Origin of the sequence: Burkholderia sp. 9775_39, assembly GCF_015712225.1 — a bacterium.
Taxonomy (GTDB): Bacteria; Pseudomonadota; Gammaproteobacteria; order Burkholderiales; family Burkholderiaceae; genus Burkholderia; species Burkholderia cenocepacia.
On sequence record NZ_JACCQC010000009.1, the window covers coordinates 176,306 to 201,151 of the forward strand.

The 24,846-nt window shown below is 64.9% G+C and carries 24 protein-coding genes; 15 read left to right on the forward strand and 9 right to left on the reverse strand.

What is annotated here, in order from left to right:
- Window positions 1–42: 42 nt before the first annotated feature.
- Complete coding sequence (locus H0X90_RS14970; RefSeq protein ID WP_230878111.1) at window positions 43–312, forward strand: hypothetical protein; 270 nt, start codon at window positions 43–45, stop codon at window positions 310–312.
- A gap of 56 nt (window positions 313–368) precedes the next feature.
- Here the strand turns inward: H0X90_RS14970 and H0X90_RS14975 are convergent, their stop codons facing one another.
- Window positions 369–1,640, reverse strand: a complete 1,272-nt coding sequence (locus H0X90_RS14975; RefSeq protein ID WP_077189820.1) for an MFS transporter — start codon at window positions 1,638–1,640, stop codon at window positions 369–371.
- Between the two features lie 181 nt (window positions 1,641–1,821).
- On the opposite strand from H0X90_RS14975, the gene H0X90_RS14980 reads away from it, so the two are divergent.
- Window positions 1,822–2,505 carry a hypothetical protein gene (locus H0X90_RS14980; RefSeq protein WP_060212162.1) on the forward strand — a complete coding sequence of 228 codons (684 nt, stop codon included), beginning with the start codon at window positions 1,822–1,824 and terminating at the stop codon, window positions 2,503–2,505.
- Window positions 2,506–2,524: 19 nt separating this feature from the next.
- On the opposite strand, the gene H0X90_RS14985 is transcribed toward H0X90_RS14980, so the two are convergent.
- The 3 genes from H0X90_RS14985 to H0X90_RS14995 form a co-directional block, all read right to left on the reverse strand.
- On the reverse strand, window positions 2,525–3,610 hold the full coding sequence (locus tag H0X90_RS14985) for an ATP-binding protein (RefSeq protein ID WP_077189819.1): 1,086 nt from the start codon (window positions 3,608–3,610) through the stop codon (window positions 2,525–2,527).
- Entirely contained in the window at window positions 3,607–4,344 is a 738-nt protein-coding gene (locus tag H0X90_RS14990; RefSeq protein ID WP_077189818.1) for a response regulator, read from the reverse strand. Before H0X90_RS14990 ends, H0X90_RS14985 begins: the two co-directional genes overlap by 4 nt.
- A gap of 367 nt (window positions 4,345–4,711) precedes the next feature.
- Entirely contained in the window at window positions 4,712–4,867 is a 156-nt protein-coding gene (locus H0X90_RS14995) for a DUF3309 family protein (protein WP_006483086.1), read from the reverse strand.
- A 203-nt stretch (window positions 4,868–5,070) separates the two neighbouring features.
- Here H0X90_RS14995 and H0X90_RS15000 point away from each other — a divergent pair, with 203 nt between their 5' ends.
- The 6 genes from H0X90_RS15000 (at window position 5,071) to H0X90_RS15025 (ending at window position 10,659) form a co-directional block, all read left to right on the forward strand.
- Window positions 5,071–5,745 carry a histidine phosphatase family protein gene (locus H0X90_RS15000; protein ID WP_077189816.1) on the forward strand — a complete coding sequence of 225 codons (675 nt, stop codon included), beginning with the start codon at window positions 5,071–5,073 and terminating at the stop codon, window positions 5,743–5,745.
- Window positions 5,746–5,764: 19 nt separating this feature from the next.
- Window positions 5,765–6,796 carry a phosphotransferase gene (locus tag H0X90_RS15005; RefSeq protein ID WP_006483113.1) on the forward strand — a complete coding sequence of 344 codons (1,032 nt, stop codon included), beginning with the start codon at window positions 5,765–5,767 and terminating at the stop codon, window positions 6,794–6,796.
- A 68-nt stretch (window positions 6,797–6,864) separates the two neighbouring features.
- The gene (locus H0X90_RS15010; protein WP_060212249.1) at window positions 6,865–7,629 is read left to right on the forward strand and encodes an SDR family oxidoreductase; all 765 of its coding nucleotides are present in this window, start codon (window positions 6,865–6,867) and stop codon (window positions 7,627–7,629) included.
- 7 nt (window positions 7,630–7,636) lie between these two features.
- Window positions 7,637–8,395 carry an SDR family NAD(P)-dependent oxidoreductase gene (locus tag H0X90_RS15015; protein WP_077189815.1) on the forward strand — a complete coding sequence of 253 codons (759 nt, stop codon included), beginning with the start codon at window positions 7,637–7,639 and terminating at the stop codon, window positions 8,393–8,395.
- 39 nt (window positions 8,396–8,434) lie between these two features.
- Window positions 8,435–9,679 (forward strand): acyl-CoA dehydrogenase family protein, encoded by a 1,245-nt coding sequence (locus H0X90_RS15020; protein WP_006494538.1) that lies wholly within the window; start codon window positions 8,435–8,437, stop codon window positions 9,677–9,679.
- A gap of 74 nt (window positions 9,680–9,753) precedes the next feature.
- The gene (locus H0X90_RS15025) at window positions 9,754–10,659 is read left to right on the forward strand and encodes a LysR family transcriptional regulator (RefSeq protein WP_006483110.1); all 906 of its coding nucleotides are present in this window, start codon (window positions 9,754–9,756) and stop codon (window positions 10,657–10,659) included.
- A gap of 16 nt (window positions 10,660–10,675) precedes the next feature.
- Here H0X90_RS15025 and H0X90_RS15030 read toward each other — a convergent pair whose 3' ends face one another.
- From H0X90_RS15030 to H0X90_RS15045, 4 genes are all read right to left on the reverse strand, one after another.
- On the reverse strand, window positions 10,676–11,803 hold the full coding sequence (locus H0X90_RS15030; RefSeq protein WP_077189814.1) for a J domain-containing protein: 1,128 nt from the start codon (window positions 11,801–11,803) through the stop codon (window positions 10,676–10,678).
- A 108-nt stretch (window positions 11,804–11,911) separates the two neighbouring features.
- Entirely contained in the window at window positions 11,912–12,238 is a 327-nt protein-coding gene (locus tag H0X90_RS15035) for a DUF4148 domain-containing protein (RefSeq protein ID WP_006483102.1), read from the reverse strand.
- A gap of 515 nt (window positions 12,239–12,753) precedes the next feature.
- Window positions 12,754–15,138 carry a DNA polymerase II gene (locus H0X90_RS15040; protein ID WP_077189813.1) on the reverse strand — a complete coding sequence of 795 codons (2,385 nt, stop codon included), beginning with the start codon at window positions 15,136–15,138 and terminating at the stop codon, window positions 12,754–12,756.
- 101 nt (window positions 15,139–15,239) lie between these two features.
- Window positions 15,240–15,998 (reverse strand): hypothetical protein, encoded by a 759-nt coding sequence (locus H0X90_RS15045; protein ID WP_006483080.1) that lies wholly within the window; start codon window positions 15,996–15,998, stop codon window positions 15,240–15,242.
- Between the two features lie 257 nt (window positions 15,999–16,255).
- Between H0X90_RS15045 and H0X90_RS36205 the strand changes: the two genes are divergently transcribed.
- The 4 genes from H0X90_RS36205 (at window position 16,256) to H0X90_RS15065 (ending at window position 20,372) form a co-directional block, all read left to right on the forward strand.
- Window positions 16,256–17,137 (forward strand): phospholipase D-like domain-containing protein, encoded by an 882-nt coding sequence (locus H0X90_RS36205; protein ID WP_077189812.1) that lies wholly within the window; start codon window positions 16,256–16,258, stop codon window positions 17,135–17,137.
- Window positions 17,138–17,139: 2 nt separating this feature from the next.
- Complete coding sequence (locus H0X90_RS15055) at window positions 17,140–18,447, forward strand: sel1 repeat family protein (protein WP_221623833.1); 1,308 nt, start codon at window positions 17,140–17,142, stop codon at window positions 18,445–18,447.
- Between the two features lie 308 nt (window positions 18,448–18,755).
- On the forward strand, window positions 18,756–19,058 hold the full coding sequence (locus H0X90_RS15060) for a phosphatidylserine/phosphatidylglycerophosphate/cardiolipin synthase family protein (RefSeq protein WP_077189810.1): 303 nt from the start codon (window positions 18,756–18,758) through the stop codon (window positions 19,056–19,058).
- A 3-nt stretch (window positions 19,059–19,061) separates the two neighbouring features.
- The gene (locus H0X90_RS15065) at window positions 19,062–20,372 is read left to right on the forward strand and encodes a sel1 repeat family protein (RefSeq protein ID WP_171984151.1); all 1,311 of its coding nucleotides are present in this window, start codon (window positions 19,062–19,064) and stop codon (window positions 20,370–20,372) included.
- Between the two features lie 505 nt (window positions 20,373–20,877).
- Here the strand turns inward: H0X90_RS15065 and kdgT are convergent.
- Window positions 20,878–21,897 (reverse strand): 2-keto-3-deoxygluconate transporter, encoded by a 1,020-nt coding sequence (kdgT, locus tag H0X90_RS15070; protein WP_006494531.1) that lies wholly within the window; start codon window positions 21,895–21,897, stop codon window positions 20,878–20,880.
- Window positions 21,898–22,178: 281 nt separating this feature from the next.
- Between kdgT and kduI the strand changes: the two genes are divergently transcribed.
- The 3 genes from kduI to kdgR are packed head-to-tail and all read left to right on the forward strand — an operon-like array spanning window position 22,179 to window position 24,782.
- Window positions 22,179–23,015 carry a 5-dehydro-4-deoxy-D-glucuronate isomerase gene (gene kduI, locus H0X90_RS15075; RefSeq protein ID WP_077189809.1) on the forward strand — a complete coding sequence of 279 codons (837 nt, stop codon included), beginning with the start codon at window positions 22,179–22,181 and terminating at the stop codon, window positions 23,013–23,015.
- A gap of 4 nt (window positions 23,016–23,019) precedes the next feature.
- A complete protein-coding gene (gene kduD / locus H0X90_RS15080; RefSeq protein ID WP_077189808.1) occupies window positions 23,020–23,826 on the forward strand; it encodes a 2-dehydro-3-deoxy-D-gluconate 5-dehydrogenase KduD in 807 nt (268 codons plus the stop codon).
- A gap of 59 nt (window positions 23,827–23,885) precedes the next feature.
- The gene (kdgR, locus tag H0X90_RS15085; RefSeq protein WP_077189807.1) at window positions 23,886–24,782 is read left to right on the forward strand and encodes a DNA-binding transcriptional regulator KdgR; all 897 of its coding nucleotides are present in this window, start codon (window positions 23,886–23,888) and stop codon (window positions 24,780–24,782) included.
- Window positions 24,783–24,846: the final 64 nt, after the last annotated feature.

Consider the following 24,846-nt stretch of genomic DNA (forward strand, 5'->3'; position numbering starts at 1 on the left):
CAGCCGAGGCGGCCGAGCCAGCCGCGCCAGCCGATCAGACCGATGCGACCGATCAAGCCGATCAAGCCGATCAAGCCGATCAAGCCGAACAAGCCGAACAAGCCGAACCAGCCGAACAAGCCGAACAAGCCGAACAAGCCGAACCAGCCGAACAAGCCGAACAAGCCGAACAAGCCGAACAAGCCGAACAAGCCGATCAAGCCGATCAAGCCGATCAAGCCGATCAAGCCGAACCAGCCGAACCAGCCGAACCAGCCGAACCAGCCGAACCAGCCGAACCAGCCGAGTCACCGCCACCGCGGAGCGCGGTGAAGCGTGATGGCGACGCTGGCGAGGCGGCCGACGCAGGCGAACCCGAGCGAACCGCTTCAGTGCGCCGACGGCGCGGCAGGCGCGTCGGCGAGCGCCGGCATCGATTCGGACAGCGCGCGGTCCGGGCGAATCCGCAGCGCGGCGACGATGCCGATCAGCAGCATCGCGACCGAGCCGATGAACGGCACCGTCCAGCTGCCGGTGCGATCGACGAGATAGCCGAACAGGATCGGCGACAGGATTCCCGAGATCGCGGAACCGGCGTTCATCATCCCGCTCGCGATGCCGGCATGGGTCGGCGCGATGTCGCTCGGCACGGCCCAGATCGGCCCGATCGTCAGTTCGAGGCACAGGAACGACCCGGACAGGCACAGCGCGACGCCGGCCGTCGAGTGCACGAACGCGAGCGGCAGCAGGCAGGCGAGCGCGCCGACGAAGCTCGTCACGATCACGCTCTGCCGCGACAGCGCGAGGTTGCCGGTCTTCCGGTAGATGCGGTCGCAGAGCCAGCCGCCGAGCGTGTCGCCGACCACGCCCGCGAAGAACACGCCGGACGCGAACAACGCGGTCGATTTCAGGTTCAGGCCCTGGCCGTTCAGGAAGAAGGTCGGCAGCCACGTGAAGAACAGCCACGCGGTCCAGCCGTAGCAGAAGTAGACGAAGATGGTCGGCGCCATGCGCCGGAACAGCGGCCCCCACGGCGTCGGGCCGGACGGTGTGACCGGGCGCGCGGCGCGCGGGCGGCCGTCGTCGTCGCCCGCCGGATGCTCGCGGAAGCCGACGATCCACCACGCGAGCCAGACGAGCGTGACCGCGCCGATCACGAAGAACGCCGCGCGCCACGACAGCCACGTCATCAACGCGGCGACGATCGGCGGCGTGACCGCGTTGCCGAGCCGCGAGAACGAATGCGTGAAGCCCTGCACGACGCCGCGCCGCTCGCGCGGAAACCAGTGCGTGATCGCGCGGGCCTGGGCCGGCAGCGTCGCGCCTTCGCCGATGCCGAGCAGCAGCCGCGCGGCGAACAGCAGCGTGAGGCTGTGCACGAGCCCGGTCGTGAACGTGGAGACCACCCAGATCAATCCGCAGCCGATCAGCGTGATGCGCGCGCCGAACCGGTCGGCGATCCAGCCGCCGCCGATCTGGCAGATTGCATACGAATACGCGAACGCGGAGAATGCGACGCCAAGCTCGGTATTCGACAGCCCGAGTTCGGCCTTGATCGCGCCGGCGGCGGTCGCGAGATTGACGCGATCGACGTAGAGGATGAACGAAAGCGCGCACAGCAGCCACAGTGTGTGGCGCCGTTGACGGTGGTCGTTGGGCATCTGTCTCACTCCATGTTCGTGCGCGGCGTTGCAATGACGCTGCGTTCACGGGCCGGCCCAGCATCGCGCGGCGGCGGAGACACTGTCCAATGAATCTTTGGGATCAATCGATAACCCCAGGTGTTCATTCCGGTTTCAGCCGCACCGGGCGCATGGGTGCAACGGACACACAGGTGAAGCATTGACCGACGACGAACTTTCGCTCCGCCCGGAGAGCCGCTTCTGGCAGCTCGCGCCGGTGAGATGGTGGATCCGCGGGCACGGCCGCGACGGCTATTCGTTCCGCCTGCTGCTGTGCCCGCTCGCGATCGTGTTCGTGCTCGAATTCGTCTGCGTGATGGCCGGCGCGCTGTACACCAGCATCGCGGTCAGCGCGGTCGCGACGCTGTTTCTCGGTATCGCCGGATTCCACGGGGCGCGGCGCGAATGGCTGATGACGGCCGCGCCCGCCCGCGCGCTCGTGAAGGCCCGCATGAAGAAGGCGGCCGAGCGGCTTGCGTCGCTCGGCGTCGGTGCGACCGTGCTCGCGATCTTCGTCGCGGCGACCTCGCTGTCGCTCGTGATGTCGGGCCGGCCGGTGCTGGACAGCGTGTCGAAGGACGCGGTGTCGATCTTCATCGCGCTGGTGTTCCTGCCCGTGTACGTGTCCGGCGCGGTACGCAAGCTGGCGATCGCGCGGATCGAGGAGCTGGAGGCGCTGCGTCACGCGACCGTCGGCACGCAGCTGAAATTCGACCGCGCCGGCGCGGTGCGCGCGGTGATCGTGCAGGGCGCGGCCGGAACCGGGACGGTATCGGTGATGGAGTACACGGTGCTCGGGTTCAGTCCGCCGCTCGACCAGGTCGGGCGCGAACCGCGCGCGTGAAGGGGGGAGCGGCGGCGCGTTACGCCGGGAAGCGCTCGCTGTCGGGCGCCGGCGTGAGATCGTCGGGCCACCGCACCTCGAACCGCGTGCCGCCCACGCCGGTCGGCACGCACAGCGCTTCGCCGCGATGCGCATGCGCGATCGCCGCGACGACCGCGAGCCCGAGGCCGGTGCCGCCGGGTTGCGTCTCGTCGACGCGCCGGAACGCCTGGAACACGTGCGGCGCGAACTCGGCCGGGATACCGGGGCCGTCGTCCTCGACGCGCAGCCGGCACGTCCCGTTCTCGATGCGCGTCTGGATCCGGATCGCACCGGGCACCGCATGGCGGCGCGCATTTTCCAGCAGCGCGAGCAACGCCTGGCGGAGCCGGACCGGGTCGCAGCGCATGCGCCGCGGGTCGAGATCGAATTCCGGATGCTGACCGGCGGCCTGCAGCGCGTGGGCGAACGCGTCGACCACGGCGCGTACCTCGGCGGCGAGGTCGGTGTCGCGGATCTCGATGCTCAGGTGGCCGCTATCGGCGAGGCTGACCACGCGCAGATCCTCGATCAGCCGCGTCAGCCCTTCGACCTGCGCGAGCAGGCTGCGATACAGCGCGTCGCTCGGCGTGAACACGCCTTCGGCGAGCCCCTGCAGCCGGCCGCGCAGCACGGTCACGGGCGTGCGCAGCTCGTGCGCGATCGCCGCGTTCCAGAAGGTTTGCTCGTCGGTCACACGCTGCAGTTCGCTCGCGAGCGCGTTGAAGTTGTCGGCGAGCAGCGCCGCTTCCTTCAGCGAACGGTCGCCGGCGACCGCGCGTGCGCCGAGATCGCCGCGCGCGACGCGGCGGATGCTGTCCGTCACCGAATTCAACGGCACGAGGATGCGGCGCGACAGGTTGACCGCGACGACGACCGCGATCAGCAGGCCCACCAGCGTGGTCGAAATGATCCACACCCACTCGGGCCCGCTCGGGACCCAGCTCTGCGGCTTGAAGTACTCGGGCGAGTACTGGTACAGCAGGTAGTAGAACACGTAGGCCGTCACGACGATCAGCACCGTGATGCCGAAGGCGATTGCGCCCATCGTCAGCGCGATCTGGCGGCTCAGGCCGTCGAGTCTCACTCGCCGCTCCACAGTTTGTAGCCGACGCCGCGCACGCTGGCCGGCACGCCCGCGACGCCGAGATCGTCGAGTTTCTTGCGCAGCTTGCTGACGTGGCTGTCGACCGTGCGCTCCAGCGCGTCGCCTTCCGGCAGGCAGGTGGCCATCAGCTCGGCGCGGCTGAACACGCGGCGCGGTGCGCGCGCGAGCTGCGCGAGCAGCTTGAATTCGGTGAGCGTCAGCACGAGCGTGTAGCGCACGCCGTCGACTTCGACCGTCGCTTCGTGGTGCTCGAGATCGATCTCGAACGGCGCGGCGCGCAGCACGCGCTGCTCTTCCTGGCGCGCGCCGGCCATCGAACGGCGCAGCACGGCCTGGGCGCGCGCGACGACTTCGGCCGGGTTGAACGGCTTGACCACGTAGTCGTCGGCGCCGATGCGCAGCCCGGTCAGCTTGTCGATGTCCTGGTCGAGCGCGGTCAGCATGATGACCGGCGTGTCGCCGCGATGGCGGATCTCGGCAAGCACCTTCCAGCCGTCGACGTGCGGCATCTGCACGTCGAGCAGCACGAGGTCGGGCTTCAGCGACAGGTGGAGTTCGAGCGCGCGGCGGCCGTCGGCGGCGTGCACGGTGCGCAGGCCGTTGCGCGCGAAATACGCGATCAGGATCTCGGCGATCTCGGGTTCGTCCTCGGCGATGAGGACGAGCGCCTGCGCGCCTTGGCCGGCGCCGGGAGAGGAAGGAAATTCGGGCATGGCCACTCGTTCGGATTCAGCGGGGTTCCATCGAATCGCCATACTACCGTACGGCCCGGACGATCGAATGGAGGCTGAGCGGGCGCGCGAACCGGTGCGCAACGTGCCGCGTGGCGCGTTGCAGATGGACTATCCAATGACGCACCTGCGGATCACTGAGAGGTTGTGTCCGCTGGAAATGGCGTGCGCGATCACGCGCCATGCTCGCGCGTGTCCGTGAGTGGCCGGAGTGTATTGGAGCGGACGCGCGAGTGAGCGTATGCGATGCCGTTGGGTTTTTCTTTCCGGCCTACTTTCGCGTGTAAAGAAGGCACGACGGCACGATCGGAAACGCGCGTGTCTGCGCCGCAGGCACGCGCGTCCGTACTCAGATGCGACCGAGCAGCACCAGTATCACGACAATGACGACGATCAGCCCGACGGTGCCCGATGGCCAGTAGCCCCAGCTTCGGCTATGCGGCCATGCAGGAAATGCTCCGATGAGCAGCAGAATCAGAACGATGATGAGGATCGTACCGAGCATCGCATCCCTCCTGGATTGATTCGACACGGTGTCGGCTGTCGCAATTCGCGTGCCGCGATGCGGGGCCGATGAAAACCGGCGCAAGCGCATCGTCTGAATCGGCGAAATTCATGCGATGAATACCGACTGATTCAGAAAATAAATTTCAAAAATGCGGGCCCGGTCGCTATGCTGGGCCTTCGGTTTTCCCTCAGGCGAGCGCAATGGCTGAACTCTTTCTGGTACGGCACGGGCAGGCGTCATTCGGCACCGACGACTACGACCGGCTTTCCGCGGCGGGCGACCAGCAGGGCGTCTGGCTCGGCGAATATTTCGCGCGGCAGGGCCTGACGTTCGACCGCGTGATCTGCGGCACGATGAACCGCCATGCGCAGACGGTCGCCGCGATTCTGCGCGGGATGGGCCGCGAAGGCGTCGCGGTCGACCGCCATCCGGGCCTGAACGAATACGATTTCCACGGGCTGTTCGCGGCCGCCGCCAGCGACTACCCGGAAATCGCGCGGCTCGCGGCCGGCTCGATGAAGGAACATTTCCGCGCGCTCCGGCAGGTGCTGCAGCTGTGGACCGAGGACAAGCTCGGCGATGCGGCTCCCGAAACCTGGGCCCATTTCCAGCAGCGCGTGGCCGACGCGCGCGCCGCGATCCGCCACGGCGGCGGCCAGCGCGTGCTGGCGGTGAGCTCCGGCGGCCCGATCGCGGTCACCGTGCAGCAGGTGCTTGCGGCGCCGCCGTCGAGCGCGATCGCGCTGAACCTGCAGATCCGCAACAGCAGTCTTTCGCAGTTTTTCTTCAACGCCGAGGCGTTCCACCTCGCGTCGTTCAACGGCATCCCGCATCTGGAGGATCCCGAACGACACGCGCTGCGCACCTACGGCTGACCCACGAACGATCGCGACGATGACGAACCCTTCCCAGCAACTCGACGTAGCCCGCCTCACGCGCTATCTGGAAACGCACGTGCCGGGCTTCGAAGGCCCGGTCGACACGGAGAAGTTTGCCGGCGGCCAGTCGAATCCGACTTTCCTGCTGAATGCGAAGAGCGGCCGCTACGTGCTGCGCCGCCAGCCGCCGGGCGAACTGCTGAAATCCGCGCACGCGGTCGACCGCGAATTCCGCGTGCTGACCGCGCTGTCGGGCACCGCGGTGCCGGTCGCGCACCCGTATCACCTGTGCGAAGACCGCGACGTGATCGGCAGCCTGTTCTACGTGATGAGTTTCGAGGATGGCCGGATCTTCTGGGATCCCGCGCTGCCCGAACTGCCGAAGGCCGAGCGCGCGACCTGCTACGACGCGCTGCTGCAGACGATGGCCGCGCTGCACGACGTCGATGTCGATGCGGTGGGCCTCGCCGACTACGGCCGCCCGGGCAACTACTTCGAACGCCAGATCGGCGTGTGGACGAAGCAGTATCGCGCGGCCGAAACCGGCCGCCTCGACGCGATGGAGACGCTGATCGACTGGCTGCCGAAAGCATGCCCCGAGGACACGGGCCGGCCGGCGCTGGTGCACGGCGATTTCCGGATCGACAACCTGATGTTCGCGCGCGACGGCTATCGCGTGCAGGCCGTGCTCGACTGGGAGCTGTCGACGCTCGGCAACCCGCTCGCCGATCTCGCGTATTTCTGCATGTGCCTGCGGCTGCCGTCGGGCGGCCAGGTGCGCGGGCTCGCGGGCCAGGATCGCGCGGCGCTCGGCATTCCGGACGAAGCGGCGATCGTCGCGCGCTACTGCGAGCTGCGCGGCATCGCGCCGATCCGCGACTGGCATTTCTACCTCGCCTTCAGTTTCTTCCGGCTCGCGGCGATCGCGCAGGGCGTGAAGGCGCGCGCGCTGCAGGGCAACGCATCGAGCGAGCAGGCGCTGCGCGTCGGCGAAATGGCCGGCCGGCTGGCCGAACTGGCCGTCGGCGTGATCGACGCGCATCGCTGATATCGCCGCGAAGCGTCACGCTCGCCGCGCGGCGACACGACAACCAATCAATGGAGGAGCATAGCAACATGGCAACGAACCTGTTCGACCTGACGGGCAAGATCGCACTGGTGACGGGCGCGAGCCGCGGCATCGGCGAAGAAATCGCGAAGCTGCTCGCCGAACAAGGCGCGCACGTGATCGTGTCGAGCCGCAAGATCGACGACTGCCAGGCGGTTGCGGACGCAATCGTCGCGACGGGCGGCCGCGCCGAGGCGCTCGCGTGCCACGTCGGGCGTCTGGAGGACATCGCCGCGACGTTCGAGCACATCCGCGGCAAGCACGGCCGCCTCGACATCCTCGTGAACAACGCGGCCGCGAACCCGTATTTCGGGCACATCCTCGATACCGATCTCGCCGCGTACGAGAAGACCGTCGACGTGAACATCCGCGGGTACTTCTTCATGTCGGTCGAAGCCGGCAAGCTGATGAAGACGCACGGCGGCGGCGCGATCGTCAACACGGCATCGGTGAATGCGTTGCAGCCGGGCGACCGGCAGGGCATCTATTCGATCACGAAGGCGGCCGTCGTCAACATGACGAAGGCGTTCGCGAAGGAATGCGGGCCGCTCGGCATCCGCGTGAACGCGCTGCTGCCGGGGCTCACGAAGACGAAGTTCGCGGGCGCGCTGTTCGCGGACAAGGACATCTACGAAACCTGGATGACGAAGATCCCGCTGCGCCGCCACGCGGAGCCGCGCGAAATGGCCGGCACCGTGCTGTATCTCGTGTCGGACGCGGCGAGCTACACGAACGGCGAATGCATCGTCGTCGACGGCGGCCTGACGATCTGAGCGCGCGATGAGACTCGACAGCTACGCCGGCCAGGCCGTGATGATCACCGGCGCCGCGAGCGGCTTCGGCGCGCTGCTCGCGAGCGAACTCGCCGCGATGGGCGCGCGGCTCGCGCTCGGCGACCTGAACGGCGATGCGCTCGAACGCGTGGCCGAACCGCTGCGCGCGGCCGGCGCCGACGTGATCGCGCAGCGCTGCGACGTGCGCGTCGAAACGGAGGTCGCCGCGCTGGTGCAGGAAGCCGTCGCGCGCTTCGGGCGGCTCGACATCGGCATCAACAACGCGGGCATCGCGCCGCCGATGAAGGCGCTGATCGACACCGACGAAGCCGATCTCGACCTGAACTTCGCGGTGAATGCAAAAGGCGTGTTCTTCGGGATGAAGCACCAGATCCGCCAGATGCTCGCGCAGCGCGAAGGCGTGATCCTGAACGTCGCGTCGATGGCCGGCCTCGGCGGCGCGCCGAAGCTCGCCGCGTATGCGGCGTCGAAGCATGCGGTGGTCGGGCTCACGAAGACGGCCGCGCTCGAATACGCGCGCCACGGCATCCGCGTGAATGCGGTGTGCCCGTTCTACAGCACGACGCCGATGGTCACCGACAGCGAGATCGGCGAGCGCCAGGATTTTCTGGCGCAGGGCTCGCCGATGAAGCGGCTCGGCCGTCCGGACGAAATCGTCGCGACGATGCTGATGCTGTGCGCGAAGGAAAACACGTATCTGACCGGGCAGGCCGTCGCCGTCGACGGCGGCGTCTCGGCCTTCTGAACCGAACGAACGGAAACACGGAATCTCGAGGAGTCGATCATGGACTTTGGCTACACCCCGAAAGTGGAAGCACTGCGCGAACGCGTGAGCGCATTCATGGATGCGCACATCGTGCCGCGCATCCGCCAGTGGAACGACGAAGTGCACGCGGGCCAGTATCCGGTGTCGTTCATGGAGGAACTGAAGGAACGCGCGAAGGCGGAAGGGCTGTGGAACCTGTTCCTGCCGCACCTGAAGGACGACGAGCCGGGGATGGGCCTGACGAACCTCGAATACGCGCCGCTCGCCGAGATCATGGGCCGCGTGAGCTGGGCGTCGGAAGTGTTCAACTGCAATGCGCCGGACACCGGCAACATGGAGCTGCTGCACATGTTCGCGACGCCCGAGCAGCGCGAACAGTGGCTGCTGCCGCTCTTGCGCGGCGAGATCCGCTCGGCGTTCGCGATGACGGAGCCCGACGTCGCGTCGTCGGATGCGACCAACATCACGACGCGCATCGAGCGTATCGGCGACGAGTACGTGATCAACGGCCGCAAGTGGTTCATCACCAACGCCGCGCATCCGAACTGCAAGATCTTCATCGTGATGGGCAAGACCGATCCCGACGCCGAGTCGCACCAGCAGCAGAGCATGATCCTCGTGCCGCGCGACACGCCGGGCGTGACGGTCGTGCGCAACATCACGGTGGTCAATCACCACGCGCCGGAAGGACACTGCGAGATCACGTTCGACAACGTGCGGGTGCCGGCGCGCAACCTGCTCGGCGAGGAAGGCAGCGGCTTCGCGCTCGCGCAGGCGCGCCTCGGGCCGGGCCGCATCCACCACTGCATGCGCTCGATCGGCGCGGCCGAGCTGGCGCTGGAGCTGATGGTCGACCGCGCGCAGTCGCGCGTCGCGTTCGGCAAGCCGCTGAACCGGCACGGCACGGTTGGCGAATGGATCGCGCGCTCGCGCATCGAGATCGACCAGGCGCGCCTGCTGGTGCTGAAGGCCGCGTGGATGATCGACAAGGTCGGCGCGAAGGCCGCGCGCAAGGAAATCTCGATGATCAAGGCGCTCGTGCCGACCGTCTATACGGACGTGTGCGACCGCGCGATGCAGGTATTCGGCGCGGCGGGCCTGAGCCCCGATACGCCGCTGGCCGACCTGTGGACCTGGGGCCGCGCGCTGCGCTTCGCCGACGGCCCGGACGAGGTGCACCTGCAGGCGATCGCGCGGATGGAGATCAAGGACGGCGAACCCGGCGCGACCGCGCCGTACCTGACGCCGCCGCCGCGCGGCTGAGCGGCGCGCCGGAGAGCGACGTGGGCGAACGGGAGGCGCACGCCGTATTAAGATGCCGGCAAGGAGATCCGGCGATGCGCCTTTCGAAGATTGATCTGAACCTGTTCGTCGTATTCGAGGCGATCTACAACAAGCGCAACCTGACGCGCGCGGCCGAGGTGCTGAACCTCACGCAGCCGGCCGTCAGCAACGCGCTGGCGCGGCTGCGCAAGACGCTGAACGATCCGCTGTTCGTCAGCACGCCGGCCGGGATGATGCCGACGCCGATGGCCGAGAACATCGTCGGCCGCGTGCGCGAGGCGCTGCAACTGCTCGATTCGAGCGCGCATGAAGGCGACGTGTTCGACCCGGCTTCGTCCGAGCGCGTGTTCCGGCTCAGCATGAGCGACCTGACCGAGGCGCTGCTGCTGCCCGCGCTCGGCGAACTGCTGCAGACGCATGCGCCCGGCATGCACGTGCGCAGCTATACGATGGACCGCCGCGAAGTCGCGACCGCGCTCGCGAACGGCTCGGTCGACATCGCGATCGACGCGCCGCTGATCGGCGATCCGCATCTGCACCAGGCGCTGCTGGTGCAGGACCGCTACGCATGCATGATCCGCGACGATCACCCGTTCAACGGCGACACGCTGACCATGGACGACTACCTGTCGATGGGCCACATCCACGTGTCGAGCCGCCGCAAGGGCAGCGGGCACGTCGACGCGGAACTGACGCGGCTCGGGCTGCGCCGCAATATCCAGATGCGCGTGCAGCACTACATGGTCGCGCCGCTGATCGCGATGCGAAGCGATCTCGCGCTGACGGCGCCGCTGCGGCTGCTGCAGCGCTATCCGGCGCGCATTCTGGAACTGCCGTTCGAGATGCCGGGGCTCGACTACTTCTGCTACTGGCATCGCAGCGCCGATCAGGATCAGGGCAGCCAGTGGCTGCGCGAGCAATTGATGACGCTGATGGGCGGGATCGGCGAGGTGCGGTGACGTGCGCGCAGGCGGCTCAATACGATTCGTCGTCGAAGCGTGACGATGCGGGCCGGCGTTTCATGTCCTTCAACCAGTTCCTGACCTGATCCGGATCCTCGAACTCGCGCAGCGTGACGGTCAAATCCTGGTTGCTCCGCTGCATGCCGGCGATGTCGCGCGCAAGCATGCGCAGCACGGTATCGGGCGCGACCTTGGTGGACGGCGCGATCCCGTACGTGCGCCGGAAGTCGTGCTCGACGTGCACGATCTCCTGATCGAGTTCGCGCAGCTGTTCCTCCAGGATGCCGTTGTAGCGCGTGAGCCGCGCTTCGCCGAGACCGTCGATCGCACGCCGGTCGATCTGTTCGATTTCCAGCTGCAGTTCGAGCAACTGGAGCAGATTGCCTTTCTCGTAGGCACGGTTGACCCGCTGCATCAGCACGGTCTTGCGTTGCTGCTCCTGCGGATCGGGTTCGCGATCGGGGTGCAGCGCGCTGGCCAGCTTGCGATAGATCTCGCGGATCGATTTGCTCGATTCGGCCTGCTCGGCTTCGATCCGGGCCTGCGCAGCCGATTGCTTCGGTGCCTTCTTGCGCTTGGCGCGCTGCGCCTCGCGGGCCGCATGGGCGGCCATGTCGCGCTCGAACTGGGCGTCGAGTTCAGCCTGCATGCGTGCCGCGAGTTCGTCGGGCGACAGCGTGTCGAGATCTTCTGGCGGTTGCGGCTCGGGTTCCCGTTCCCGTCCCGGTTTGGCGGGCTCGGGAGCGCCTGCCGCGTGGCCGGTGTGCGCGGGTCCGGCATGCCGGTCGTAGATGATTTTCAACGTCGCGTCGTCGCTGACGTCGAGCAAATCGCGCGCCATGTCGACGATCAGGTCCGACAGCGTGCGCTGCTCGGCCTTGCTCAGGCCCTTCTGCAGGAACGCGTCGTCGAGCAGATGGATCAGCCGGATGCGCAGCGCAGTCGCTTCCTGTTCGAGCGGCAGCAGAGCGTCGACGAACTTCTTCTGGAACGCCGGCATCACGGCTTCCCACGCGCCGAGCCGCTCGCGCCGCGTCTCGATCTGCTTGACGAGCGTATTGAACGTTTGCTGGGCTTTCGACAGGCTGGCTGTCTCGTGGCCGGGTGCGATGGCGACCGCGGCACCGCGACGTGCGGTCATGATGAGTGTCCTCCGGCCGCGGCGGGACGCGCGGCAGGCCGGTATTTTAGCCGCATGCCCGCGGGGCGGCGCGGAACGGGGGGCTTCCTCCCGGTGACCGGCGGCGCGTCAGTGCGCCACGGCCGCCGCTGCCGGCGCGCCGGAATCCGAACCCGGTGCGCCGTTCGGGCCGTAGCCCGCTTCGGCATTCTTGTGTTCGGCGAGGCGCTTCGCGGCCAGGCGTTCCTGCGCGGCGACGATGTCGTCCGGATAGCTGTCGCCGTCGCCGATCGACGGGTTGTAGCCGACCGATTCGAGGTCCAGCAACTCCTGGCGCACTTGCGCGCGGGTGAGCGTCGAGTGGGACGACGACTGCGCGTACGACAGGGTCGGTGCGGCAAGCAGCGCGGTGGCGGTAGTGGTGACGGCGGCGATGGTAACGATGAGCGATTTCACGATTTCCTCAGACGGTTTCGTTGCGATTCGGCGTACCTGCGGCAGGCCGCCAGACCGATGGAGCAAGTTTAGGAACCCGGAACGGCCGGATAAACGGCGATTCCTGGCGAGCTGTGTTCCAGAATGCGTGAGAGTGCGCAATGCGCATGCCGGGGCGATCACGCATCGGCGATGGCTGCGACGGTGCTTGCCGCATGGGCCGTTCCTGACGCGCGCGGTGAGGCGACCCTGATTGCATCAATCGTGTCGCTCGGGACGGCCCAGCTCAGCGGCAAGTACGTGCATCGGTCACGAGGCCAATGATCCGGCATGCGGCCGGAGCGACCGGTCGGCGCGGCGTCAAAGCTGGACGCCTGATCGAGGCAATCGGTTTTACTTGTCGTGCGGCAGGTGGGGACGTGCGAATGCCGACCGATGCGGCTTCGGATCGATCCGCAGACTCATGGTCGACGCACGATGAATTGCCTGCAAGGCTCGGTTGCGTGCGCAACCGGGACGGGCTGGAGGGTGACTCGTCAATCGCCGAACAACTGCCCCTGCCCGGAGATCACGCGTTCGAAATCGTCGCGCAGGAACGGCAGGATCGCATCGGCGACGGGCTGAAGCTGGCGGCTCAGGTAGAACGCATAGTCGATCGGCGAGCGCATCGTTTCGAGCGGCTCGGGGCCGGCCGTCGTCATCACGTAGCTGATCCAGCCGCCGCGCTGATACTGCAGCGGCCGGCCCTGCGCATGATTGAACTCGTCGGCGATGCGCGCCGCGCGCACGTGCGGCGGCACGTTGCGCTCGTATTCGCGAAGCGGCCGGCGCACGCGCTTGCGGTAGACGAGTTGATCGTCGAATTCGCCGGCCAGCGTGCGCCGCACGTAGTCGCGAATGAAATCCTGATACGGTTCCCGCCTGAACACGCGCCGGTACAACTCGCGCTGAAACTGCTGCGCGAGCGGCGTCCAGTCGGTGCGCACCGTTTCGAGCCCCTTGAACACGAGATCCTCGCCGCCGTCGGCCGTCGCCGCGAGGCCCGCATAGCGCTTCTTGCTGCCTTCTTCCGCGCCGCGCACGGTCGGCATCAGGAAGCGCCGGTAATGCCGCTCGTATTGCAGCTCCAGCGCGCTGTCGAGCCCGAACTGCTCGCGCAGGTGCGCTTGCCACCAGCGATTCACGTGCTCGACCAGCGCCCGACCCTTCGCGCCGGCTTCGTCGTCGTCATGCGCGCGGCCGAGCCATACGAACGTCGAATCGGTATCGCCGTAAATCACTTCGTAACCCTGAGCTTCGATCAGCTTGCGCGTGCGGTGCATGATCTCGTGGCCGCGCATCGTGATCGACGATGCGAGGCGCGGGTCGAAGAAGCGGCAGCCGGTCGAGCCGAGCACGCCGTAAAACGAATTCATGATGATCTTCAGCGCCTGCGACAGCGGTGCGTTGCGCTGCCGCTTCGCGTCGTCGCGGCCTTCCCACACGCGCCGTACGATGTCGGGCAGGCAGTGCGCGGTGCGCGAGAAACGCGCGCCGAGAAAACCGGGCACCGATGTGTCGTCGGCGGGGTGCGCGAGCCCCTCGATCAGCCCGACCGGATCGATCAGGAACGTGCGGATGATCGACGGATAGAGGCTCTTGTAGTCGAACACGAGCACCGAGTCGTACAGCCCGGGGCGCGAATCCATCACGAAGCCGCCGGGGCTGTTCTGCCCCGTCACGTCGCCGAGGTTCGGCGCGACATAGCCGAGCCGATGCATGCGCGGCAGGTACAGGTGCGTGAACGCCGCGACCGACCCGCCGGTGCGATCGGCCGCGAGGCCCGTGACGCTCGCGCGTTCGAGCGCGAAGGACAGCAGGTCGGCCTTGTCGAAGATGCGCGTGACGAGCTCGCAATCCTTCAGGTTGTAGCGCGCGAGCGCGGGCTTGTCGTGATCGAAGCGACGCTGGATCTCGTCCATCCGCTGATACGGATTGTCGATCGACTTGCCTTCGCCGAGCAGCGACTGCGACACGTATTCGAGGCTGAACGACGGGAAGGTCCACGTCGCGGATTTCAGCATGTCGATGCCGTCGAGGATCAGCCGGCCGGCCGCGCCCGCGAAGAAGTGGTCGGGCTGCTGGCCGTGCGCGCGCCAGTCGAGCACGCTGCCGCCGCGCCCGAGTTTCAGCGGCACGCCGTATTGCTCCGCGTGCGCGTGCAGGATGCGCAGGTCGAACTGCACGAGATTCCAGCCGATCACCGCATCGGGATCGTGCTCGTCGAACCAGTCGTTCAGCCGCGCGAGCATCGCGGGCCGGCTGTCGCAGTAGTCGAGATTGAAATCGAGCGTGCCGGTGCCATCGCGTTCGTCGCCGTTCGGCGGGCCGAGCATGTAGACCTGGCGCTGCCCGCAACCTTCGAGCGCGATCGAGTACAGCTCGCCGTGGACGCTGGTCTCGATGTCCAGCGACACGCAGCGCAGCGCGGGGCGGTAACCGGTCGCCGGCTTCAGCTCGCCGCCGGTCAGCGTGCCGTCGCGGCCGGGCTGGCCGCGAAACTCGACGCAGGCGGTGATGAAGCGCTCCATCGCGTAGCGGTCGGGCGGCTGCACGTCGGCTTCGTAGACGTCGACGCCGGCGGCGGCCAGGCGTTTCTGGAGCCCGGACAGATGGCGGTAGCGCTTGCAATAGAGGCCGACGACCGGGCGCTGCCGGAAGTCGCGCAGCGCGAGCGGCCGCAACTCGGCGTCGCGCTCGCCGGCCAGCGTGCGCTCGGCGAGCGCCTGCTGCTCGGCGGGGATGAACGCGACGGCTTCCTGCGGGCGCAACCGCACGCGGCGCGGGCCGTGTCCGGTTGCCAGCCAGAACTCGATCTCGATGCCGGATGCGGTGTCCCGCCAGTGGCGGGTAAGGATGAAGCCCTGCTCGAACGCCGTCAAAACGCTTGCTCGTCGTGGATGCTCAGGCGGCGGATTTTAGCGCCTGGAAGCGCTTCGCGCCGGCGGTGGTCGATGGCACCAGGTGGCAGGAAGCCGGAGCGTCACGACGGCCGCATCAGCACGCGCATGCCCGGCGCGATCTTCTGCGTGACTTCGCCGAACGCGGTGGTGTCGACGCGCGCGGACGCCTGCCGGTCGGCCGGCGACAACCGGTCGCGCGGCTGGACGACGATCTCGCGCATCTTGTCGGGGATGCCGTCGAATACGTCCCGGGTCGTTTTTTCCCAGTTCTTCGCCATCTTCAACCACGACTGCAGATACCGGATCGGCGTGGCGCCCTTCAGGAAGCTGGTGATTTCCGGATGATTCGGATCGTAAGACGACCGGAAGTACTGCCCGAGTTCGGTCGCGATCTTGTCGAATCGCAGCGACTCGGCCACGCAGAACACGACGAGCGATTGCGCGAGGAAGCGATCATCGGGCGTGAGCATGCGCTTGTCGCCGTCGGGTGTGCGCAGCAGGCCGCGAATCGCGCTATCGAGCGAGAAGCCGCGCACCGCGTCGCTGCCACTGGTGGCGATCGCATCGAACGGCATCCGGTCGAGATTGTGCGAGTAGTTTTCGAACGGATGACCGCCGATCAACTCGACGTACAGGTCGCGCGTACGCATGTTGAGCACGAGCGGTGTGCCGCCGGTGCTGGGAAGCAGGCTGATCGTAAACGAAGGCGGCGCCGCATTCGAACAGATCCGGTAGTACGTGTTGTCGTAGCGGATCAGGTTCGTGTGTTCGGTAACGGCGTCGCGAATGGCATCGATCTGGGTGTCCCAGGTGCGCCCGACACGCAAGATGAAATTCATGGAGATGTCTCCTGATGGCGGACCGAAGCCCGCACGGCCGGATCGGAAATCCGCGGCGGGTATGCCAGGGGCGCCCCGTCGCCTCTCTATTGCTCTTTTTAGGCTTTTGCAGCGGCTCGCGTCGGCGTAGCGTTTGTTCCGGCACCTTTTGTGAAAAGGCGGGCAACGGGCGCGAGGCAAACGATCATAGCAGGGCCGCGGGGTGGGTCGGCTCGGGCATCGCGCGGTGGGATCGGTGACGGTGGAACCGTGTCGTCGTGCAAGCTGCGGGTTTTCGCTGGCCACCGCTGGTCGACCACATTAAGGCCGCTATCAACAAGCAGACCAGCGGTGGCAGAGATGTGGGCAAGCACGGACCGCTTTATCTGTTCGTGGTGACCAATTCTAGCGATGACGCGTTGGACCACGGACAGGTATCGACGTATCGCATGATGGAGTCGCTGGGCCATGCGGATACGATGCCGAACGTCACCAGATTGGAGCGCAATGACGCAATGCAGCAGCAACGCTGGAATCTGATGACTCAGATCGACGGCGTGGACAGTGCCGTGCAGGGGGCGAATGTGTACGGTACAGGGACACCGGAGCAAATGGCGGCGTATTACGCGAAACTGGCTACACAAAAAAAGAAATTACAACAACAATTGAAGGAACTGGATTCTAAGATTGACAATAATAATCATGGAAAAATTGTTCCAGGGGACATTCCCGGGCTTAAGGCATTAATATGTACGTTGGTTGCGCCAGACTCCCCGGCCGGGAATTGGATGAATACATATGTACATAGCAAAATCATGCTGATAGATGATGTGTTTACAACTCATGGATCAGCAAACGTCAACACGCGCAGTATGGAAGTGGATAGTGAGCTGAATATAGCTCACGAGAATGGCGATATAACGAAGTCGCTTCGGAAGCGGCTGTGGACTATTCATACGAAGCCGAGTCCGGGACAGGGGGTAAAGGATGCTGGTGATGTTTTGAGTGATTCAGTTGGCGATGACTTTGGGCGGGTTTATGATGCTTGGAAGATGATTCTTTCTAAAAATCAAACTTTCCTGAATTCAAAGAAGCAACCGCCATTTGCTTCAATTGTCAATTTTCAGACTGCGACGACCACGCGAAGCGCGCTCGACTAAGTATGCGAAGAATTTCTATCATCCTACTGATCTCATGCCTACTGGCGGCTTGCTCGAAGAATGAGAGTGCCATGAACTCGTTACCTGATGTAAATGCTGTGCGCCTGAATCTGGCTTTCACTTGTTCGCATGAGGTCGATCATTTGCCGCCTCTCGATCCGGAGGCAGATAAGCTGTTTGAGTATGGTCGATACCTTCAGAAAAAGGAGGGTGAAAAGGATTTTGGTGATGTTGCGCGCTACTATCGGATCGCTGCCGCGCATGGGCACTATAAGGCTAATCACAATTTGCAAATTCTGATTTCATCCGGAGCGGCATCATCGCCTGATCCCGAAAAGGAAAGCGTTGATCTTGCGGAGCAACTTATCAAGGCTGGCGTGCCGAGCGGATACTACGACATTGGTCACTATTTGTTGAGTGGCTACGGTCTCCAGCATGATGAAGACGCAGCGCGACGGTATATCCGAAAAGCTGCTGACCTTGGGAATGCCGACGCGCAGTATTACGTGGCAAACTTGCTTGATCCTGCTGATGCAGCGCCTGATATTGCTCGTCAAATGTTTCAATGTGCTGCGGATCAAGGTCACGCGGATGCCGCGAACTATCTTGGGGTGACTTTTCAGAATGACAAAGATTTTATGAAAGCTTCTCAGGCATTTCAGAAAAGTGTCGAGGCAGGAAGCAGCCAGTCTGCACTACTCCTTGAAGAGTCGTTTGACGCGAAGGCCGGGAGGAATCCGTTGTATGCACTAGGCGCGCAGCCGGATGCGGAACGAAGCCGACGTTATAACCTTATCGGAGTGTTTCTGAGAGACAACGACGGCCGCAATCCCAAGGTCCCGGATATCGACAAGATTGTTCCGCTGCCGCCGGCAAAACTGCCGCCGTGGGACGGCACGTTCCAATGGCAAAAGGAACAAGACGCAGCGACGCCACCGCAGAAGCCTTCAGACGAGTTCATCAACGAGATGGCGAAAGCCAAACATCTCGATCCCGCGACAGGATTACCGCTCCCAGGATCCGCGGACAAGACTTCGCAGGCCGAGCAACCGGAAAACGTCGCATCCCGCCTGCCGTTGGGTACGGTCGCTCACACGGGCCAGACTTGCCCGGAAGACGGCGTATGGTGCGCGAAACTCGGTGCGGGTCAGTTTGGCGATACGCAGCGCCGATTCCTCAAGGGCGACGCGCTGCCGTCTGTCGTCGTGCATGAACCGAGAAAGCTGGCGGTGCTCGACAGCATGATGGGGACGCGCCAGCACGTTGAACAAGTTGCGTGGGAACTCGTTGCGTACCTTGATCAGGCTTGACCGGTTCATGCATCAAGGCTGCGTGGCCAATCCGCTCGTTCGATTGCGGCCACGCGCAGCAGGCTCGATTGATCATGTGTAGAACGTCTATCGCCTTGCTTGTTTCGTGCCTGCTGGCCGCGTGCTCGAAGAGCGAGAATGCTACGCGCGCGCGGACTGCCAACCCTGCCCGCAAGACGACGCAGGTTGCGCGACACCCAAACCGACCAGATTGACGATACGCAGCACCCCTTTCACCAGGGCGACGCATCGCCGTCCGTCGACCACCCGCCCGGCCAACCGGCATCGCGCACCTGACGACTGATTTGATGACGATCGACGATGTGTTTACGACGCTGGGGTCGGCCAACATCAACACACGCAGCATGGAGGCGGATAGCGAACTCAATATCTGTCACGAGAATGGTGACGTGATCAAGAGGTTACGGCAGCAGTTGTGGAGTCTGCATACGAACAAGGAGGGGGCGCAGGATGATCCAGGGCAAGCTTTTAATAAATGGGAAATGATTCTTAACAATAACGCCGACCTGCAGGGTGGAGGAAAGCATTCACCCGTCGCTTCGATTATTCGTTTCATGCGCATGTCAAACGAACGCACCTACAAAGACTGAAAAATGAGAAAGTCGCTTGTAATTTATACGGTCGTGTTGCTAGTGTGCGCCTGCACCAACAAGGAAGACTCAGTGGACTCGAATTTACCCGATATGTCGGCCGTACGAGCCAATCTCGCATTTACGTGTGTGCACGAGAGTGAACATCTTCCGCCTTTGGATCCGCGGGCAGATCAGTTGTTTCAGTATGGTCGCTATTTGCAGAAAATCGATGGTCCAAAGGATTTCGATGAAATCGTCCGCTACTATCGAATAGCTGCAGCGTATGGTCACTACAAAGCTAACACTAACGCACAGAAGCTGATTTCCCAAGGGTTGGCTAACTCCCCTGACGGGGCAAAGGAAACCATTGCGCTGGCAAAGAAGTTAATTGATGACGGAGTTCCTGGTGGCTATTACGACATCGGGCACTATCTCGAAGCTGGCTATGGGGTAAAGCAGGATGCCGAGATGGCCTTGCGGTATTTCAGGAAGGCTGCGGACATGGGTAGTCCTGAGGCACAAACTTATGTTGCCGAGCAGCTGGCGCCACACGATCGAGCTCCCGAGATTGCACGTCAAATGAGGCAGTGTGCGACCAATCAAGGTTACGGAGATGCTGCCAATTATTTGGGAATTAATTTTAAAAACGACTCAAAATATTCGGATGCCGTTTTATCCTTTCAGAAAGGTGTGAAGGCGGGGAGTGCTCAAGCTGCGTTGGCACTCGAAGAGGGATTCAACGGCCCCGAGGCATCAAATCGTCTTTCGTACCTTGCGCTCGCGCACGATCCAGAACGCTCGCGTCGTTATCGGTTGATCGGCAAATTTCTCGATAGCAACGAGAGCCGTAACCCGAAGGTTCCCGACCTCGACAAGATTGTTCCGCTGCCGCCGGCAAAACTGCCGCCGTGGGACGGAACGTTCCAATGGCAAAAGGAACAAGACGCAGCGATGCCACCGCAGAAGCCTTCAGACGAGTTCATCAACGAGATGGCGAAAGCCAAACATCTCGATCCCGCGACAGGATTACCGCTCCCAGGATCCGCGGACAAGACTTCGCAGGCCGAGCAACCGGAAAACGTCGCATCCCGTCTGCCATTGGGTACGGTTGCTCACACGGGCCAGCCCTGCCCGGAAGACGGCGTATGGTGCGCGAAACTCGGTGCGGGTCAGTTTGGCGATACGCAGCGCCGATTCCTCAAGGGCGACGCGCTACCGTCTGTCGTCGTGCATGAACCGAGAAAGCTGGCGGTGCTCGACAGCATGATGGGGACGCGCCGGCACGTTGAACAAGTTGCGTGGGAACTCGTTGCGTACCTTGAGCAGGCTTGACCGGTTCATGCATCAAGGCTGCGTGCCCAACCCGCTCGTTCGATTGCGGCCACGCGCAGCAGGCTCGATTGATCATGTGTAGAACGTCTATCGCCTTGCTTGTTTCGTGCCTGCTGGCCGCGTGCTCGAAGAGCGAGAATGCTACGCGCGCGCGGACTGCCAACCCTGCCCGCAAGACGGCGCAGGTTGCACGACACCCGAACCGACCAGATTGACGATACGCAGCACCTTTTCACCAGGACGACGCATCGCCGTCCGTCGACCACCCGCCCGGCCAACCGGCATCGCGCACCTGACGACTGATTGATCCCGGAGTCCACATCGGCATGCGCGTGTTGCCGATCACGATGGCGATCGTGACCCTCGGCGGCGCCTGTGTGGTTTACCGGGTGTGGTGCCGCGTGTTCTACGCTCCCGTGAGCCGCGACACGGCGGAAACGTCCCACGGAATGCCGTCGTCGTAGAAGCCGAAGGCGGCGAATCACCGGGCGATCGCTGTCCCTCCTCAGACATGCCCCTCATGCTCGATCGCCCCGCCATTCCCGACCCGCGCGGCGACCCTCACCGGCACCCCTGACACCCTCGCCGCCCGCTTCGCCCACATCGCCGTCAGAATCGGCACGAGGATCGCCGTCACGAGGCACGCGGTCGCGACGATCGCCGTCGCCGCCGGCACCATCGGTTTGAACTTCGGAATCATCTCGCCGATGATCGCCGGGTTCGCGACCGCGGCGCCGGCCGTCGACGACGCGGCAAGTCCGGCCGTCCCGTTGCCGCCGCCCACGAACTTGTCCGCCAGAATCAACGGCACGCCCGTCACGACGATCACCGCGAGCCCGAGTGCGATACCCGGCAGCCCGCTCTTCGCAATCACGTTCAGATCGATGCCGTTGCCGAGCGCGAAGCCGAAGAACGGAATCAGCGGATGCACGCAGCGCCCGAACAACTCGCGCAGGTCTTCATCGAGGTTGCCGAGCGTGAAGCCGATCAGGAACGGCAGCACCGCGCCGACGAAGAGCCGCGTCTCGAACACCGCGACGCCCGCCGCGCCGAGAATCAGCATGCTGACGAGCGGCCCCGATTCGATCGACATCAGCACGAACGCGCCGGCTTCTTCCTTGCTGCCGTACTGCTGCATCACGGCCGCATAGAGGCCGCCGTTGGTCATGTCCATCGACGTCGTGATCGCGAGCAGCGACAGGCCCGCGAACAGGCCCGTGCGGATGCCGTCGTCGGGGATGAACTGCGCGGCGATCAGCGTCGCGAGCCACGCGACCACGATCTTGGTCGCGAGCAGCGTGCCCGATTTGCGCAACACGACGCCCGTCGCGCGCAGGTTGATCGTCGCGCCCATGCAGAAGAACCAGACGGCGAGGATCGGCACCGTGCCGGCGATCAGGCCGTTGGTGAACGAACCGAAGTACTTTCCGGCGTTCGGGGCGAACGTATGCACGCACGCACCCAGCAGCATCGGGACCAGCATGAGCCCGCCCGGAATGCGGTCGATGGCCTGTTTCAGCTTCACGTCTCCTCCGTGGACGTCGATGCGTCCCGTTGTCGAATGATGTCTGCTGACTGACTATAGGACAGGATTCGGAACGATGGTCCGTTTTTGTGAATTTCATCGGTAGTCGTATACCCGTAAGACGCGATGGCTTTGGCAGCAAAGGAATTGATCGACCGACGAAGCTGGGTCGAAAATCCGGATCGACGTTCCGAATTTGATAAATGTGTGCTTCAATCTTCATCAGGGCGAGCGGCGGCGACGGTGCCGGCGGCCTGCCCATTCCCCAACGGAGAACCGGCATGGACGTGCGACAGGGCATACACAGCGAACACGCGAAGGCGCTCGACACGGCCGGCCTGCGCCGGCATTTCCTGGTGGAGAACGTGTTCGCGCCGGACGCGCTGTCGCTCACCTACAGCCATATCGACCGCATCATCGTCGGCGGCGCGTGGCCGGCCACGCGGCCGGTCGAGGTGCCGGCGTCGCTCGGCGCCGCGATGGGCGTGAGCCATCTGCTGGCGCGGCGCGAACTCGGGGCGATCAACATCGGCGGGCCGGGCTGGGTCGAGGTCGACGGGCAGCGTCATGCGGTGGGCACCGAAGAGGCGATCTATATCGGGCAAGGCGGGCAGGGTGTCGTGTTCGGCAGCGACGATCACGCGCGGCAGGCGAAGTTCTACCTGAACTGCGCGCCCGCGCACACGGCCTATCCGACCCGCACGATCACGCTCGCGCAGGCATCGCCCGAAACGCTCGGCGACGCGGCCACGAGCAACCGTCGCACGATCTACAAGTTCATCGTGCCCGACGTATTGCCGACCTGCCAGTTGTCGATGGGGATGACGAAACTCGAGCCCGGCAGCCTGTGGAACACGATGCCGTGTCACACGCACGAGCGGCGGATGGAGGTGTATTTCTACTTCAATCTCGCCGCCGACGCGGCCGTGTTCCATCTGCTCGGCGAACCGAGGGAGACGCGTCACGTGGTGGTGCACAACGAGCAAGCCGTGATTTCGCCGAGCTGGTCGATTCATTCCGGCGTCGGCACGCAGGCATACACGTTCATCTGGGGGATGGTCGGCGAGAACCAGGTGTTCAAGGACATGGATCACATCGCCGTCGCCGACCTGCGCTGACATCATGAAACGCGAAACGCCCGAACTTCCCGCCGCCGGCGCGCATGCCGCGCTCGCCCGCCTGTTCGACCTCAACGGCAAGGTCGCGATCGTCACCGGCTGCAACACGGGGCTCGGCGCGGCGATGGCCGTCGCGCTCGCGTCGGCCGGGTGCGACATCGTCGGTGCGAATCGTTCGTCATCCGATGCAACGTCGGCGCGCGTCGCGGCCGCCGGGCGGCGCTTCGTCGACGTGCGCGCGGATCTGTCGACGCTCGAGCCGGTCGAGCGGATCGTCGAGGATGCGGTCGATGCGTACGGCCACGTCGACATCCTCGTCAACAACGCGGGCATGATTCGCCGCTGCGATGCGCTCGCGTTCACCGAAGCCGACTGGGACGCCGTGATCGACGTGAACCTGAAGAGCGTGTTCTTCCTGTCGCAGGCCGTCGCGCGGCAGATGGTGCGGCAGGGGCGCGGCGGCAAGATCGTGAACGTCGCGTCGATGCTGTCGTTCCAGGGCGGCATTCGCGTGCCGTCGTACACGGCGTCGAAGAGCGGCGTGCTGGGCCTCACGCGGCTGCTCGCGAACGAATGGGCCGCGCGCGGCATCAACGTGAACGCGATCGCGCCCGGCTACATGGAGACCGACAACACCGCGCAGTTGCGCGAGGACAGCCGGCGCAGCGACGAAATCCTCGGCCGCATCCCGGCCGGCCGCTGGGGCGTGCCGGACGATCTCGCGGGCGCGGCGGTGTTCCTCGCGTCGCGCGCGTCGGACTACGTGCACGGCCATACGCTGGCCGTCGACGGCGGTTGGCTCGCGCGCTGACCGGCTCGCGCGATGAACGCGTTATGCTCTCCCGATTCGCATCTCACGGATTCACGGACATGACAGCAACGCCCAGGCAGCGCAAGCGCGATCAGGCGAACCAGGAAACCGGTGGCGGCCAACCGGGGGCCGACCCGTCGGCGGCAGGGAGCGTCGAGAAGCCCGATTCGGTCGCCGCGGTCGGCAAGGTCTTCACGATCCTCGCCGCGCTCGGCGAGCGCCGCGAGATCGGCATCAGCGAACTGTCGCACCAGCTCGGCATGTCGAAGACGACGGTGCATCGCTTCCTGCAGACGCTCAAGACGCTCGGCTACGTCGCGCAGGAAGGCGAGACCGACCGCTACCGGCTGACGATCCGGCTGTTCGAGCTCGGCAGCAAGGCGCTGGAAAGCGTGGACCTCGTGCGCGAGGCCGATCTCGAGATGCGCCGCATCGGGCAACTGACGCGCGAAGCCGTGCATCTCGGCGCGTTCGACGAGGACGCGATCATCTACATCCACAAGATCGACGCCGATTACGGGCTGCGCATGCAGTCGCGGATCGGCCGGCGCAATCCGCTGTACAGCACCGCGATCGGCAAGGTGCTGCTCGCATGGATGACGCCCGGCGACGCGCGTGCGGTGCTGGCCGGCATCGAGTTCAGGAAGTCGACCGCGAAGACGCTGGCGTCGGCGGACGCGGTGATGAGCATCCTGCCGCACGTGCGGCAGCAGGGCTACGGCGAGGACAACGAGGAGCAGGAAGACGGTCTGCTGTGTCTCGCGGTGCCGGTGTTCGACCGTTTCGGTCGCGTGATCGCGGGGTTGTCGCTGTCGTTCCCGACGATGCGGTGCGGCGCGGACACGAAGGCGCATTATGTCGCGTTGCTGAAGGAGGCCGGGCAGGCGATTTCCGCCCGGCTCGGGCATCATCCGGAAGCGGCGGGCGTCGAAGCGACGACCATCGCGCAGGATTGAGCGTGTGCCGGGCGCGAACCGGCACGCCGAAACAACCAGACGGCATACGGAACTTGATCATGCA

What these genes read in the sequence shown, in the direction of transcription:
- H0X90_RS15030 (WP_077189814.1), bottom strand. Translation starts at nt 11,803, where the DNA reads ATGACCGCACGTCGCGGTGCCGCGGTCGCCATCGCACCCGGCCACGAG.
- kduD (WP_077189808.1), top strand. Translation starts at nt 23,020, where the DNA reads ATGAAACGCGAAACGCCCGAACTTCCCGCCGCCGGCGCGCATGCCGCG.
- kdgR (WP_077189807.1), top strand. Translation starts at nt 23,886, where the DNA reads ATGACAGCAACGCCCAGGCAGCGCAAGCGCGATCAGGCGAACCAGGAA.
- H0X90_RS15055 (WP_221623833.1), top strand. Translation starts at nt 17,140, where the DNA reads ATGCGAAGAATTTCTATCATCCTACTGATCTCATGCCTACTGGCGGCT.
- H0X90_RS14970 (WP_230878111.1), top strand. Translation starts at nt 43, where the DNA reads ATGCGACCGATCAAGCCGATCAAGCCGATCAAGCCGATCAAGCCGAAC.
- H0X90_RS15045 (WP_006483080.1), bottom strand. Translation starts at nt 15,998, where the DNA reads ATGAATTTCATCTTGCGTGTCGGGCGCACCTGGGACACCCAGATCGAT.
- H0X90_RS15065 (WP_171984151.1), top strand. Translation starts at nt 19,062, where the DNA reads ATGAGAAAGTCGCTTGTAATTTATACGGTCGTGTTGCTAGTGTGCGCC.
- H0X90_RS15060 (WP_077189810.1), top strand. Translation starts at nt 18,756, where the DNA reads ATGACGATCGACGATGTGTTTACGACGCTGGGGTCGGCCAACATCAAC.
- H0X90_RS14995 (WP_006483086.1), bottom strand. Translation starts at nt 4,867, where the DNA reads ATGCTCGGTACGATCCTCATCATCGTTCTGATTCTGCTGCTCATCGGA.
- H0X90_RS14975 (WP_077189820.1), bottom strand. Translation starts at nt 1,640, where the DNA reads ATGCCCAACGACCACCGTCAACGGCGCCACACACTGTGGCTGCTGTGC.
- H0X90_RS15015 (WP_077189815.1), top strand. Translation starts at nt 7,637, where the DNA reads ATGAGACTCGACAGCTACGCCGGCCAGGCCGTGATGATCACCGGCGCC.
- H0X90_RS15005 (WP_006483113.1), top strand. Translation starts at nt 5,765, where the DNA reads ATGACGAACCCTTCCCAGCAACTCGACGTAGCCCGCCTCACGCGCTAT.
- H0X90_RS14990 (WP_077189818.1), bottom strand. Translation starts at nt 4,344, where the DNA reads ATGCCCGAATTTCCTTCCTCTCCCGGCGCCGGCCAAGGCGCGCAGGCG.
- H0X90_RS15025 (WP_006483110.1), top strand. Translation starts at nt 9,754, where the DNA reads ATGCGCCTTTCGAAGATTGATCTGAACCTGTTCGTCGTATTCGAGGCG.
- H0X90_RS15020 (WP_006494538.1), top strand. Translation starts at nt 8,435, where the DNA reads ATGGACTTTGGCTACACCCCGAAAGTGGAAGCACTGCGCGAACGCGTG.
- kduI (WP_077189809.1), top strand. Translation starts at nt 22,179, where the DNA reads ATGGACGTGCGACAGGGCATACACAGCGAACACGCGAAGGCGCTCGAC.
- H0X90_RS15000 (WP_077189816.1), top strand. Translation starts at nt 5,071, where the DNA reads ATGGCTGAACTCTTTCTGGTACGGCACGGGCAGGCGTCATTCGGCACC.
- H0X90_RS15010 (WP_060212249.1), top strand. Translation starts at nt 6,865, where the DNA reads ATGGCAACGAACCTGTTCGACCTGACGGGCAAGATCGCACTGGTGACG.